Genomic DNA, 14,295 nt, shown 5'->3' with positions numbered 1-14,295 from the left:
CTGTTCTACCTTGCTGATATTGCAAAGGAGAACGCTATGTTTAAATCACCCCTGTTTTGGAAAATAGTCACCTTAGGTGGCGCAATACTGCTGCTGTTAATTCCGCTGACGATGGTCAGGCAGATCATCGTGGAGCGATCGGATTACCGCGATAAAGTCGAAGATGCTATCCGACAGAGCACCAGCGGGCCGCAAAAGATGGTAGGACCGCTGATAGCCATTCCGGTAACGGAACTTTACACCTCACTGGAGGATGGCAAAGAAATCCAGCGTAAGCGTAGCTATATCCATTTCTGGCTGCCGGAGTCGTTGGTAGTTGAGGGGAATCAGAACGTTGAAGCGCGTAAAATCGGTATTTATGAGGGCCAGGTCTGGCACAATGATGTTTCGGTGAAGGCTGAGTTTAACGCCGAACGGTTAAGTGATTTAAATCATCCAAATATCAGCATCGGCAAACCGTTTATTGTGGTTGGCGTGGGGGACGCGCGTGGGATTGGCGTGGTAAAAGCGCCGCAGGTCAATGGAACGTCGCTGGCCGTTGAGCCTGGGACGGGGCTGGATGGACGTGCGCAGGGGATCCACATTCCGCTACCCGATGCGAGCTGGGTTGAGCAAAATCTGAGCATGGCGTTGTCGCTTAATTTGAGCGGAACCGGCGATTTCTCCGTCGTTCCGGTTGGGCGTAACAGTGAAATGACCTTAACCAGCAACTGGCCGCATCCCAACTTTCTTGGGGACTTTCTCCCGGCTAAGCGCGAAATTAGCGAATCAGGATTCAAGGCTCAGTGGCAAAGCAGCTGGTTTGCGAACAACCTCGGCGAGCGCTTTAACGACGAAAAGATTGGTTGGCTGGGCATGCCAGCGTTTAGCGTCGCCGTCGCCACGCCTGCAGATCAGTACCAGTTAACGGACAGGGCGACAAAGTATGCCATCCTGCTGATTGTGCTGACCTTTATGTCTTTCTTCGTCCTTGAAAGTATGACCAATCTGCGCTTGCACCCGATGCAGTATCTGCTGGTGGGGCTATCGCTGGTAATGTTTTATCTGCTGCTGCTGGCACTGTCGGAACACATCGGTTTTACGGCGGCGTGGATAACGGCAAGTCTGGTGGGGGCGTTGATGAACGGTGTGTATCTGCAGGCGATATTGCAGGGCTGGCGGAGCAGTATTTTGTTCACCGTGGCGCTGCTGGGGCTGGATGGTGTGATGTGGGTGCTGCTACGTTCACAGGATAGCTCTTTACTGCTGGGAACCGGCGTGCTGTTGTTCGCGCTTTGTGGGGTCATGTTCCTGACGCGTCATCTTGACTGGCACTCGCTGGCACAGCCAAAAGCAAAGCCAAAATCTACAGAACTTCCAGAGCTTCAGCCTGCGCAGAGCGACGAATTTCGCTTGTGGAAATAGAGCGGTAGGGAAATGAAAAACGGCGCATAAAGCGCCGTTTTTATACCAGTGAGGATTGAATTAATCCTGCAGGTCGCCGCAGAAACGGTAGCCTTCACCGTGAATGGTGGCGATGATTTCTGGCGTATCCGGCGTTGATTCGAAATGTTTACGAATGCGGCGGATCGTCACGTCAACGGTACGGTCATGCGGCTTCAGTTCGCGACCGGTCATTTTTTTCAGCAGTTCTGCGCGAGACTGGATTTTGCCCGGATTCTCACAGAAGTGAAGCATGGCGCGGAATTCGCTGCGTGGCAGTTTATACTGCTCACCGTCAGGACCAATCAGAGAGCGGCTGTTGATGTCCAGCTCCCAGCCATTGAACTTGTAGCTTTCGACGCTACGGCGTTCTTCGCTGACAGTACCCAGGTTCATGGTACGGGACAGCAGGTTACGAGCACGGATAGTCAGTTCGCGCGGGTTAAACGGCTTGGTGATGTAATCGTCTGCGCCGATTTCGAGGCCGAGAATTTTATCGACTTCGTTATCACGGCCCGTCAGGAACATCAGCGCAACGTTAGCTTGTTCGCGAAGTTCGCGCGCTAACAGCAGGCCATTTTTCCCAGGCAGATTGATATCCATAATCACAAGGTTGATATCATATTCAGAGAGAATCTGATGCATTTCCGCGCCATCTGTCGCTTCGAATACATCATAGCCTTCTGCTTCGAAAATGCTTTTCAACGTGTTGCGTGTTACTAACTCGTCTTCAACGATAAGAATGTGCGGGGTCTGCATGTTTGCTACCTAAATTGCCAACTAAATCGAAACAGGAAGTACAAAAGTCCCTGACCTGCCTGATGCATGCCGTAAATTAACATGATCGGCGTAACATGACTAAAGTACGTAATTGCGTTCTTGATGCACTTTCCATCAACGTCAACAACATCATTAGCTTGGTCGTGGGTAGTTTCCCTCTGGACCCGACAGTGTCAAAAACGGCTGTCATCCTAACCATTTTAACAGCAACATAACAGGCTAAGACATGCCGGACACCCAATAAAACTACGCTTCGTTGACATATATCAAGTTCAATTGTAGCACGTTAACAGTTTGATGAAATCAACGTATCCAAATGTTTGCTTTCATCACAAAATTGCAATATTACAACTAGTTGCACGAGCAAATTAATAAATGTAATGAATCCAACCAGTGCGATCCATTTTAAATTAAATTATCATGGATAAACAGAGGGATATGCAACTTTTGTTAACATAAAAAGCAATAGTACACCCGGGAAATAGTTTAGCATTTTTTAATGGATGCGAAATGCTTTTTCAGTGATTTCTGTTAAAAATATGTAAATTCGCACTGCGTAATATGTTGAAGCACGTCACATTATTCCTTGCAGACTGGCCAAAAAGAGTATCGAAATGCGTTTAACAATTATTCTGGTTGCCCCCGCCAGAGCGGAAAATATTGGTGCGGCTGCCCGCGCTATGAAGACCATGGGGTTCACCCAATTACGCATCGTTGACAGCGAAGCCCACCTGGAACCCGCCACGCGATGGGTCGCGCATGGTTCTGGCGATATTATTGATAATATTAGCGTTTTTTCAACGTTGGCGGAGGCGCTGTACGACGTAGATTTTACCGTCGCGACCACTGCGCGTAGTCGGGCGAAGTTCCATTACTACGCTACGCCGGTCGAACTGGTTCCTCTGCTGCAGGAAAAATCAACGTGGATGGATCATGCCGCGCTGGTTTTTGGTCGTGAAGATTCAGGGCTGACCAACGAAGAATTGGCCCTGGCGGATGTACTCACCGGTGTACCTATGGTGGCTGACTATCCTTCACTCAATTTGGGGCAGGCGGTGATGGTGTATTGCTATCAATTAGCAGGTTTAATACAACAACCCGTCAAAAACATTGAGGTGACGGATGAGCTTCAGCTACAGGCATTGCGCGCGCGCGTTTTGCGTTTATTAGCCACGCTGAACGTTTCTGACGACATCAAGTTGACGGACTGGCTGCAACAGCGAATGGGTCTGTTAGGGCAGCGAGATACGGCAATGTTGCACCGTTTTTTACATGATATAGAAAAAAGCATCGCGAAATAAAGTATCGAACTGTTTTTACTGTGTGGTGTTTTATTCTGGATTCAAGTAGGGGTGACATACTGTATTGGTCGAAACTAAAAGGGCAAGCAGTTGCTCGTGAACAAGTTTCGGAATGTGACCAATTTAAAAATTTATTGACTTAGGTCAGCAGATACTTTAACCCTAAAAGAATACAGGACAGATAATAAATAATTACAGAGCACACAACATCATGAAACGCATCAGCATCACCATTACCACAACCATCACCATTACCACAGGTAACGGTGCGGGCTGACGCGTACAGGAAACACAAGAAAAAGCCCGCACCTAAACAGTGCGGGCTTTTTTTTCGACCAAAGGCAATGAGGTAAACCATGCGAGTGTTGAAGTTCGGCGGTACATCAGTGGCAAATGCAGAGCGCTTTCTGCGGGTTGCCGATATTCTGGAAAGCAATGCCAGACAGGGGCAGGTCGCGACCGTTCTTTCTGCCCCCGCAAAAATTACCAACCATCTGGTGGCGATGATTGAGAAGACCATCGGTGGTCAGGATGCTTTAGCCAATATCAGCGACGCCGAACGCATTTTCTCTGAGCTGTTGGTGGGTCTTGCCGCCGCGCAACCGGGTTTCCCGCAGGCTCCGCTCAAAGCCTTTGTTGAACAAGAGTTTGCACAGATTAAGCACGTCCTGCACGGTATCAGCCTGCTGGGTCAGTGCCCGGACAGCATCAATGCCGCGCTTATTTGCCGTGGTGAAAAAATGTCGATCGCCATCATGGCTGGCCTGCTGGAAGCGCGCGGGCACAACGTGACGGTCATCGACCCGGTAGAGAAATTGCTGGCGGTAGGCAATTACCTCGAATCTACCGTTGATATTGCCGAATCTACGCGCCGCATTGCCGCCAGCCGTATTCCTGCGGACCATATGGTTCTGATGGCAGGATTTACCGCCGGGAATGAGAAAGGAGAGTTAGTGGTGCTGGGGCGTAATGGCTCTGACTACTCTGCCGCAGTACTGGCCGCCTGTTTGCGCGCCGATTGTTGTGAGATCTGGACCGATGTCGATGGCGTATATACCTGCGATCCGCGCCAGGTACCCGACGCCCGACTGCTGAAGTCGATGTCTTATCAGGAAGCGATGGAGCTTTCTTACTTCGGCGCTAAAGTGCTGCACCCGCGCACCATTACCCCTATTGCCCAGTTCCAGATCCCGTGCCTAATTAAAAATACCGGCAATCCACAAGCGCCCGGCACGCTTATCGGTGCCAGCAGTGATGATGACGATTTGCCGGTAAAAGGGATTTCTAACCTCAATAACATGGCGATGTTTAGCGTCTCCGGCCCTGGGATGAAAGGCATGGTGGGGATGGCGGCGCGTGTTTTTGCCGTGATGTCGCGCGCAGGCATCTCGGTGGTGCTGATCACCCAATCCTCTTCTGAATACAGCATCAGCTTCTGCGTCCCGCAGGGCGACTGCGCGCGTGCGCAACGCGCCATGCAGGATGAATTCTATCTCGAACTGAAAGAAGGCTTGCTGGAGCCGCTGGCGGTGACTGAGCGTCTGGCGATCATCTCGGTCGTTGGCGATGGTATGCGCACGTTGCGTGGCATCTCGGCGAAATTTTTTGCCGCGCTGGCTCGCGCGAATATTAATATCGTGGCAATCGCCCAGGGCTCGTCTGAGCGTTCCATTTCGGTAGTGGTGAATAATGACGACGCGACCACTGGCGTGCGTGTGACCCATCAGATGCTGTTCAACACCGATCAGGTGATTGAAGTATTTGTCATTGGTGTTGGCGGCGTGGGCGGTGCGCTGCTGGAGCAGCTTAAACGTCAGCAAACCTGGCTTAAAAAGAAGCATATCGATCTGCGCGTGTGCGGTGTGGCGAACTCGAAGGCCCTGCTGACCAACGTCCATGGTCTGAATCTGGAAAACTGGCAGTCGGAGCTGGAAAGCGCGAAAGAGCCTTTCAACCTGGGGCGCTTAATTCGTCTGGTGAAAGAATATCATCTGCTCAATCCGGTGATTGTCGACTGTACGTCAAGTCAGGCGGTCGCGGATCAGTATGCGGATTTCCTGCGCGAAGGCTTCCATGTGGTCACGCCGAACAAAAAGGCCAACACGTCGTCGATGGATTACTACCATCAGCTGCGTTTTGCTGCGGCGAAGTCTCGTCGTAAATTCCTGTACGACACCAACGTAGGCGCGGGCTTGCCGGTAATTGAGAACTTGCAAAATCTGCTCAGCGCGGGCGATGAACTGCAACGTTTCTCCGGTATTCTTTCTGGTTCGCTGTCGTTTATTTTCGGCAAGCTGGATGAAGGAATGAGCTTCTCCGAGGCCACCACCATGGCGCGTGAGCTGGGCTATACCGAACCCGATCCACGTGACGATCTATCCGGTACGGACGTGGCGCGTAAGCTGCTGATCCTGGCCCGTGAAACCGGTCGTGAGCTGGAGCTTTCTGACATTGTCATTGAGCCGGTCCTGCCAAAAGAGTTTGATGATTCCGGTGATGTTTCCGCGTTTATGGCGAAATTGTCGCAGCTGGATGACGCCTTTGCCGCGCGTGTGGCGAAAGCCCGTGATGAGGGGAAAGTATTACGCTATGTTGGCAATATTGAAGAGGATGGCGTCTGTCGCGTAAAAATAGAAGCAGTAGACGGCAACGATCCGCTGTTCAAAGTGAAAAACGGTGAAAACGCGTTGGCGTTTTACAGCCATTATTATCAGCCGCTACCGTTGGTTCTGCGCGGATACGGCGCGGGTAACGATGTGACGGCGGCGGGCGTATTTGCCGACCTGCTACGTACCCTTTCATGGAAGTTAGGAGTCTGACATGGTGAGAGTTTATGCCCCGGCTTCCAGCGCCAATATGAGCGTCGGGTTTGATGTGCTCGGAGCGGCGGTAACCCCGGTGGACGGTTCGCTGTTAGGCGATGTGGTATCCGTTGAGGCGGCTGACCATTTCAGCCTCAACAACCTCGGTCGCTTTGCCAATAAGCTGCCGCCTGAGCCGCGAGAAAATATTGTCTACCAGTGCTGGGAGCGATTCTGTCAGGAGCTGGGTAAAAGCGTTCCGGTGGCGATGACGCTGGAAAAAAATATGCCGATTGGCTCCGGGTTAGGCTCCAGCGCGTGTTCCGTTGTGGCGGCGCTGGTCGCCATGAACGAGCATTGCGGTAAACCGCTCAACGATACGCGCCTGTTGGCGATAATGGGTGAGCTGGAAGGGCGTATCTCCGGCAGTATTCATTACGATAACGTCGCCCCGTGCTTTTTGGGCGGCATGCAGTTAATGATCGAAGAAAACGGCATTATCAGCCAGCAGGTGCCAGGCTTTGATGAGTGGCTGTGGGTCCTCGCGTATCCGGGGATTAAAGTGTCGACGGCAGAAGCGCGGGCGATTTTACCTGCGCAGTATCGCCGTCAGGACTGTATCGCCCACGGGCGGCATCTGGCTGGGTTTATCCATGCCTGCTATTCCCGTCAGCCAGGGCTTGCCGCGAAGCTGATGAAAGATGTCATTGCTGAGCCGTACCGTACCCGCCTGCTGCCAGGCTTTAGCCAGGCGCGTCAGGCGGTAGCGGAAATCGGGGCGCTGGCCAGCGGTATCTCCGGTTCGGGGCCGACGCTTTTCGCTTTGTGCGACAAGCCGGATACGGCGCAGCGTGTAGCAGACTGGCTGGGTAAAAATTATCTGCAAAATCAGGAAGGCTTTGTTCATATTTGCCGGTTGGACACGGCGGGCGCACGGGTACTGGGATAATCAATGAAACTGTATAATCTGAAAGATCATAACGAACAGGTCAGCTTTGCACAGGCCGTCACGCAAGGGCTTGGCAAGAATCAGGGATTGTTTTTTCCGCACGATTTGCCGGAATTCAATCTGTCAGAAGTCGATGAGATGTTGAACCAGGATTTCGTTAGCCGCAGTGCGAAGATCCTTTCCGCATTTATCGGTGATGAAATCCCCCAGGAGATTCTGGAACAGCGCGTGCGTGCGGCGTTTGCCTTCCCGGCACCGGTTGCTCAGGTTGCCGTGGATATCGGCTGTCTGGAGCTGTTCCACGGCCCAACGCTTGCATTTAAAGACTTTGGCGGGCGCTTTATGGCGCAGATGCTGACGCATATCAGCGGCGACAAACCGGTCACCATTCTGACGGCGACCTCTGGAGACACTGGTGCGGCAGTCGCACATGCCTTTTATGGCCTGAAAAATGTGCGCGTGGTGATCCTTTATCCGAACGGCAAGATTAGCCCATTACAGGAAAAACTGTTCTGTACACTGGGTGGCAATATTGAAACCGTGGCGATTGATGGCGATTTTGATGCCTGTCAGGCGCTGGTGAAACAGGCGTTTGATGACGAAGAGCTGAAGGTCGCTTTGGGGCTGAATTCGGCTAACTCAATCAACATTAGTCGTCTGCTGGCGCAAATCTGTTACTACTTTGAGGCCGTGGCTCAACTGCCGCAAGAGGCGCGTAATCAACTGGTTATTTCCGTTCCCAGCGGCAACTTTGGCGATCTGACTGCCGGGCTGCTGGCAAAATCACTGGGCTTGCCGGTGAAGCGTTTTATCGCGGCGACCAACGTCAACGATACGGTTCCACGCTTTCTTGCACAAGGTGAGTGGGCGCCGAAAGCGACTCAGGCGACGTTGTCGAATGCGATGGATGTCAGCCAGCCAAATAACTGGCCGCGGGTGGAAGAACTGTTCCGCCGTAAGATCTGGCGTCTGAATGAGCTGGGTTATGCCGCTGTTGACGATGCCACTACTCAGGACACGATGCGTGAGCTGCATGAGATGGGGTACACCTCAGAACCGCATGCGGCGGTGGCTTACCGTGCGCTGCGTGACCAACTGAACCCTGGCGATTACGGCCTGTTCCTCGGCACTGCGCATCCGGCCAAGTTTAAAGAAAGCGTTGAAGAGATTCTTGACCTGACGCTGGCTCTGCCAAAAGCGCTGGCGGAACGCGCGGACCTGCCGCTGCTTTCTCATCACCTGCCTGCTGATTTTGCTGAACTGCGCAAGCTGATGATGACCCGCGGTTAACGGTTGTGCCCGCTGGTGCTTTGCTTAGCGGGCCTACAAACCTGTCGGCCGGATCGGGCGTTCGCCGCCATCCGGCCTTTTTACTACTGCTCCTGGCGTTTAAACACCAGTTCGCCATTTCCTGACGCTTCTTCATCAAAGAAATAGCCTTCTCTGTTAAATGCGGTCAGCTGTTCTGGCTGCGTTAAGCGGTTCTCAATAATGTAGCGACTCATCAGGCCGCGCGCTTTTTTGGCATAGAAGCTGATGACTTTGAACTTGCCGTTCTTCTCGTCGAGGAAGACCGGTTTGATAAGCTCCGCATTGAGCTTTTTCGGCTTCACGGATTTAAAATACTCATCCGAGGCGAGGTTAATCACTACGCTGTCGCCTTGCGCTTCCAGCGCTTCGTTAAGTTTATCGGTGATGGTATCTCCCCAGAACTGGTAGAGATCTTTACCTTTCGCATTGGCCAGACGAATACCCATCTCCAGACGGTAAGGCTGCATCAAATCCAGCGGACGCAAAACGCCGTACAGCCCGGACAACATCCGTAAGTGTTGCTGAGCGAAGTCGAAATCCGCTTCGCTGAAGGTTTCAGCCTGCAGTCCGGTATACACGTCGCCTTTAAACGCCAGAATGGCCTGGCGTGCGTTTTCCGGCGTGAAGTCAGGCTGCCAGTCATGGAAACGCGTGGCGTTCAGATCCGCCAGCTTGTCGCTAATTCCCATCAGCTTGCCAATTTGCGGAGCAGAGAGTTGGCGCGCCACGTGAATAAGCTGCTGAGAGTGATCCAGCAGTTCGGGCAATGTATGACGTGTCGTTGCCAGCGGACTTTGGTAGTCGAGCGTTTTTGCAGGTGAAATCAGAATCAGCATATCCAGTCCTTGCAGGAAATTTACTGCGACTTTAGCAAAAAAAACGACAGAATTGATCGATGGTTGCGATTGCCGCGCTATCCGCGCGGCGTCTCATCCCAGCTTTCGGGCGCAAGTTGTTGTCTGATATCAGGATAACGGCGCGGATCGAATTCTGGGCGCACCCCGAGTTTGCGTTGGCGTAGATAGTCGCAGGCGATCGTCTGCACAACCGGTGAAAGCAGCAGAATCGCCGTCAGGTTAGTGATGGCCATACACGCCATAATGATGTCCGCCAACTGCCAGATCAGCGGAACGCTGACTAACGTTCCGCCGATAACGGTGCTAACGGTGGCGATCCGTAATAGCCAGATGACGCGGATATTGTCCAGCTTCAGGAAAACGAGGTTGTTTTCCGCATAGATGTAGTTGGCCACGATAGAGCTAAAGGCAAACAGAATCACAATTAACGCCACGAATCCGGCACCCCATTCTCCCGTCACTGAAACCATCGCTTTCTGAAGTAACTGGATGCCTTCCATCGGTACATAGCTGGCGTCATTACCCGCCAACAGAACAATCATCGCGCTGGCCGTACAGAGAATCAGCGTATCAACTAATACTCCGATCATTTGCACAATGCCTTGTGCCGCAGGATGCGGAGGCCAGGATGCTGCTGACGCGGCCGCGTTCGGAGTTGATCCCATTCCGGCCTCATTAGAAAACATACCGCGTTGAAAGCCGCTGGCAATGGCCTGGCTTAGTGTATACCCGGCGGCACCGGCTGCGGCTTCCTGCCAGCCAAAGGCACTTTTTATAATGGTCATGATAATGCCGGGGAGCTGTCCGAAATGCCACAGACAGATGACGATGCTGCAACCGACCCACAACAGCGCCATCATCGGAACGAACCATTGCATCAGGCGGGCAACGCCTTTAATGCCGCCAATGATTGCCAATAATGACACTATTGCCAGTGCGATACCGGTAAAGAGGGGAGGGATATCAAAAGCAAAGGTCAGCGCATGAGAGACCGAATTTGCCTGAACGCTGTTAAAAATCAGACCATAAGCAATGAGTAAAAAGATGGCAAAAAGAACGCCCATCCAGCGCATGCCCAGCCCACGCTCCATATACCACGCAGGACCGCCGCGAAACTGTCCCTTGCTGTCGCGCTCTTTATACAGTTGGGCAAGAGAGCTCTCGGCAAATGACGTCGCCATACCAATGATCGCCGAGACCCACATCCAGAACACGGCTCCCGCGCCGCCAGCGGCAATCGCCAACGCCACGCCCGCCAGATTTCCGCTACCGATACGTGCGGCAAGACTGGTGCATAAAGCCTGAAAGGAAGTTAAACCGCCCGGCTGCGGGCTGATGCTGTTTTTAAGACTTTTGCCAAACTGGCGAATATAGCGAAACTGAATAAACCCTGTACGCCAGGTGAACCAACATCCTGCGCCAAGCAGGAGGTAGATCATCACCGATCCCCAGAGTATTTCATTAATAAATGAGAAAAAATCAGGCATTAACATCCCTCTTGTTGATGCCGGTAAGCGCGAATATTCCCATGTAAGCGCTACCAATAATCGACCAGTATATACCTTATAGGGTGATTGATTGCGGGAGTTTATCATAACAATCGTTATATCCCTTAATTGCGCATCACAGGCTTGGCGATGCGTAATCAGGGCTGAGCGGCTGGTCGGACAATCCAGGCGGTTGCGCTGAGAGTGCGTCGTGCTATCATCAGGGAAGATCGGTTACATCCCCCTAACAAGCTGTTTAAAGAGAATCGCTATCATGACGGACAAATTGACCTCCCTTCGTCAGTTCACCACAGTAGTGGCCGACACCGGAGACATCGCGGCAATGAAGCTGTATCAGCCTCAGGATGCCACAACTAACCCTTCTCTCATTCTTAACGCAGCGCAGATCCCGGAATACCGCAAGCTGATTGATGACGCTGTAGCCTGGGCTAAGCAGCAGAGCAACGACCGTGCGCAGCAGGTCGTCGACGCGACCGACAAGCTGGCAGTAAATATCGGTCTGGAGATCCTGAAACTGGTCCCAGGTCGTATCTCCACTGAAGTTGACGCTCGTCTGTCCTACGACACCGACGCGTCCATCGCTAAAGCAAAACGCCTGATCAAAATGTACAACGATGCTGGCATCAGCAACGATCGCATCCTGATTAAACTGGCTTCAACCTGGCAGGGCATCCGTGCCGCTGAGCAGCTGGAAAAAGAAGGCATCAACTGTAACCTGACTCTGCTGTTCTCCTTCGCGCAGGCGCGTGCATGTGCAGAAGCTGGCGTATATCTGATTTCTCCGTTCGTTGGCCGTATTCTTGACTGGTACAAAGCCAATACCGACAAGAAAGAGTATGCACCGGCAGAAGATCCGGGTGTGGTTTCCGTAACGGAAATCTACGAGTACTACAAACAGCACGGTTACGAAACCGTAGTTATGGGTGCGAGCTTCCGTAACATCGGCGAAATCATTGAGCTGGCAGGCTGCGATCGTCTGACGATTGCTCCGGCACTGCTGAAAGAACTGGCGGAAAGCGAAGGTGCTATCGAACGTAAACTGTCTTTCTCCGGCGAAGTGAAAGCGCGCCCTGCACGCATCACCGAAGCTGAGTTCCTGTGGCAGCATAACCAGGATCCGATGGCTGTAGACAAACTGGCGGACGGTATCCGTAAGTTTGCTGTAGACCAGGGTAAACTGGAAAAAATGATCGGCGATCTGCTGTAATCATTAGTGCGTGGCCCTGATATGGGTCACGCTACCTCTTCTGAAACCTGTCTGTCCTTCCCTTCGCAGTGTATCATTCTGTTTAACGAGACTGTTTAAACGGAATAATCATGAATACTTTACGCATTGGCCTGGTTTCCATTTCTGACCGTGCTTCCAGCGGCGTTTACCAGGATAAAGGTATCCCGGCCCTTGAAGAGTGGCTGGCGTCAGCCCTTACCACCCCTTTTGAGCTGCAAACGCGATTGATCCCGGATGAACAGGCGATCATCGAACAGACCTTATGCGAGCTGGTAGACGAAATGAGTTGTCATCTGGTGCTGACTACCGGCGGAACGGGTCCGGCCCGTCGTGACGTAACGCCTGATGCGACGCTTGCCGTAGCCGACCGTCAGATGCCGGGCTTTGGTGAACAGATGCGCCAGATAAGCCTGCACTTTGTGCCAACGGCGATTCTTTCCCGTCAGGTTGGCGTGATTCGCAAGCAGGCGTTGATCCTGAATCTGCCTGGGCAGCCAAAATCGATCAAAGAGACGCTGGAAGGTGTGAAAGATGCCGACGGTAAGGTTATCGTGCCGGGTATTTTTGCAAGTGTACCGTATTGTATACAGCTATTAGATGGGCCGTATGTGGAAACCGTAGCGACTGTTGTAGCATCTTTTCGTCCTAAAAGCGCAATACGCGATACAAAAGCCTGAAAGTAGCCCGATCGTGACATAAGTGCCAATGACAGTGGAGTATTGAATTGTTTACGATATAGTAATTTTTGCTTTACATATATCGACGAACAGATTCAATTACTTCACTGACTCATGGTTTGCTATGTCACAACACACTCGACCGCTGAATCGCCAGGATTATAAAACCCTTACGCTTGCTGCCCTTGGTGGTGCGCTTGAGTTTTATGATTTCATTATCTTTGTCTTCTTTGCCGCTGTTGTTGGCGAGCTCTTCTTCCCCGCAGACATCCCTGAATGGCTACGTCAGGTGCAAACCTTCGGCATTTTTGCCGCCGGCTATCTGGCGCGTCTGCTGGGGGGCATCATCATGGCGCACTTTGGCGATCTGGTCGGGCGCAAGAAAATGTTCACCCTGAGCATTTTGCTGATGGCGATACCGACGCTGGCGATTGGCCTGTTGCCTACTTACGCCTCAATGGGGATCCTCGCGCCGCTGCTGTTACTGCTGATGCGTATTTTGCAAGGCGCTGCCATCGGCGGAGAAGTTCCGGGCGCGTGGGTGTTCGTGGCGGAGCATGTACCGGAGCGTCGCATCGGCATTGCCTGCGGAACGCTGACTGCCGGCCTGACGGTGGGAATTCTGCTGGGGTCAGTGGTTGCGACGCTGGTGAACACCAGCCTGACGCAGCAGGCGGTGCATGATTACGGCTGGCGTATTCCTTTCCTGCTGGGGGGCGTGTTTGGGCTGGTGGCGATGTACCTGCGTCGTTGGCTGCAGGAGACACCCATATTTCTCGAAATGCAGCAACGTAAAGCGTTGGCGCAAGAGCTACCGGTGAAGTCAGTGGTGAGCAAACATAAAAAAGCGGTGGTTATTTCAATGCTGCTGACCTGGCTGCTATCGGCTGGGATTGTGGTGGTGATCCTGATGTCACCAGTCTGGTTGCAGAAGCAGTATGGCTTTGCGCCGGCGCTAACGTTGCAAGCCAACAGTGTCGCTACCATTATGCTGTGCGTCGGTTGTCTGCTGGCCGGGTTTATTGTCGATCGGGTCGGCGCCAGCAAAACCTTTATTGTCGGCAGCCTGATGCTGGCCTGTTCAAGCTGGTTTTTCTATCACCTGACCGGCAGCCATCCCCAGCATTTGTTCCTGTTATACGGGCTGGTGGGGTTATGCGTTGGCGTGGTGGGGGCTGTGCCTTATGTGATGGTGCGCGCGTTTCCGGCGGAAGTCCGCTTTACCGGAATATCCTTTTCTTACAACGTGTCGTACGCCATTTTTGGTGGTCTGACGCCAATCGCCGTCACGATGTTAATGAGCGTGTCGCCGATGGCTCCGGCCTGGTATGTGCTGGCGTTATCGCTGGTAGGGCTAGGTTTGGGGATTTGGCTGCGACAGGATCTTTATCATCGCGATTCGAGCGTACAGGCAGAGTTACAGCGCTTGTAAGGAATATCCCCCCGTCAGGGGGGATAGCG

The 14,295-nt window shown here is 52.6% G+C and carries 13 protein-coding genes and 1 other annotated feature; of the genes, 10 read left to right on the top strand and 3 right to left on the bottom strand.

The annotated features are described in order from the left end of the window. Positions 1–36: 36 nt before the first annotated feature. Positions 37–1,404: a cell envelope integrity protein CreD gene (gene creD, locus HV229_RS21515; RefSeq protein ID WP_181546358.1), complete on the top strand. Its 1,368-nt coding sequence runs from the start codon at positions 37–39 to the stop codon at positions 1,402–1,404. 60 nt (positions 1,405–1,464) lie between these two features. Here the strand turns inward: creD and arcA are convergent, their stop codons facing one another. Further along, on the bottom strand, positions 1,465–2,181 hold the full coding sequence (gene arcA, locus HV229_RS21510; RefSeq protein WP_001194359.1) for a two-component system response regulator ArcA: 717 nt from the start codon (positions 2,179–2,181) through the stop codon (positions 1,465–1,467). Between the two features lie 95 nt (positions 2,182–2,276). Here arcA and yjjY point away from each other — a divergent pair, with 95 nt between their 5' ends. From yjjY to thrC, 6 genes are all read left to right on the top strand, one after another. Beyond that, a complete protein-coding gene (yjjY, locus tag HV229_RS21505; RefSeq protein WP_042998021.1) occupies positions 2,277–2,417 on the top strand; it encodes a protein YjjY in 141 nt (46 codons plus the stop codon). Positions 2,418–2,816: 399 nt separating this feature from the next. Further along, positions 2,817–3,503 carry a tRNA/rRNA methyltransferase gene (locus HV229_RS21500; protein ID WP_047358366.1) on the top strand — a complete coding sequence of 229 codons (687 nt, stop codon included), beginning with the start codon at positions 2,817–2,819 and terminating at the stop codon, positions 3,501–3,503. 206 nt (positions 3,504–3,709) lie between these two features. Beyond that, positions 3,710–3,836, top strand: a sequence feature (Thr leader region). Beyond that, complete coding sequence (thrL, locus tag HV229_RS21495) at positions 3,715–3,780, top strand: thr operon leader peptide (RefSeq protein ID WP_032337689.1); 66 nt, start codon at positions 3,715–3,717, stop codon at positions 3,778–3,780. It overlaps the preceding feature by 66 nt. 23 nt (positions 3,837–3,859) lie before the next feature. After that, positions 3,860–6,322 (top strand): bifunctional aspartate kinase/homoserine dehydrogenase I, encoded by a 2,463-nt coding sequence (thrA, locus tag HV229_RS21490; RefSeq protein WP_016155644.1) that lies wholly within the window; start codon positions 3,860–3,862, stop codon positions 6,320–6,322. Position 6,323: 1 nt separating this feature from the next. Then, entirely contained in the window at positions 6,324–7,253 is a 930-nt protein-coding gene (gene thrB / locus HV229_RS21485; RefSeq protein WP_016155645.1) for a homoserine kinase, read from the top strand. 3 nt (positions 7,254–7,256) lie between these two features. Further along, positions 7,257–8,543, top strand: coding sequence for a threonine synthase (thrC, locus tag HV229_RS21480; RefSeq protein ID WP_181546356.1), 1,287 nt, complete (start codon positions 7,257–7,259; stop codon positions 8,541–8,543). An 83-nt stretch (positions 8,544–8,626) separates the two neighbouring features. On the opposite strand, the gene yaaA is transcribed toward thrC, so the two are convergent. Both yaaA and HV229_RS21470 read right to left on the bottom strand, forming a co-directional pair. Next, positions 8,627–9,400, bottom strand: coding sequence for a peroxide stress protein YaaA (yaaA, locus tag HV229_RS21475; RefSeq protein WP_095715614.1), 774 nt, complete (start codon positions 9,398–9,400; stop codon positions 8,627–8,629). A 77-nt stretch (positions 9,401–9,477) separates the two neighbouring features. Further along, positions 9,478–10,908, bottom strand: a complete 1,431-nt coding sequence (locus HV229_RS21470; RefSeq protein WP_016155648.1) for a sodium:alanine symporter family protein — start codon at positions 10,906–10,908, stop codon at positions 9,478–9,480. Positions 10,909–11,182: 274 nt separating this feature from the next. Between HV229_RS21470 and tal the strand changes: the two genes are divergently transcribed. From tal to HV229_RS21455, 3 genes are all read left to right on the top strand, one after another. After that, on the top strand, positions 11,183–12,136 hold the full coding sequence (tal, locus tag HV229_RS21465) for a transaldolase (RefSeq protein WP_016151631.1): 954 nt from the start codon (positions 11,183–11,185) through the stop codon (positions 12,134–12,136). A gap of 110 nt (positions 12,137–12,246) precedes the next feature. After that, positions 12,247–12,834, top strand: coding sequence for a molybdopterin adenylyltransferase (gene mog, locus HV229_RS21460; RefSeq protein ID WP_094760795.1), 588 nt, complete (start codon positions 12,247–12,249; stop codon positions 12,832–12,834). A gap of 124 nt (positions 12,835–12,958) precedes the next feature. Further along, positions 12,959–14,266: an MFS transporter gene (locus HV229_RS21455; RefSeq protein WP_181546354.1), complete on the top strand. Its 1,308-nt coding sequence runs from the start codon at positions 12,959–12,961 to the stop codon at positions 14,264–14,266. Positions 14,267–14,295: the final 29 nt, after the last annotated feature.

It is taken from the genome of Citrobacter sp. RHBSTW-00524, from assembly GCF_013747755.1.
In the GTDB taxonomy this organism is placed as follows: domain Bacteria; phylum Pseudomonadota; class Gammaproteobacteria; order Enterobacterales; family Enterobacteriaceae; genus Citrobacter; species Citrobacter braakii.
The sequence above is the reverse complement of the archived record's forward strand: the minus strand, read 5'-3'. Positions and strand labels throughout refer to the sequence as shown.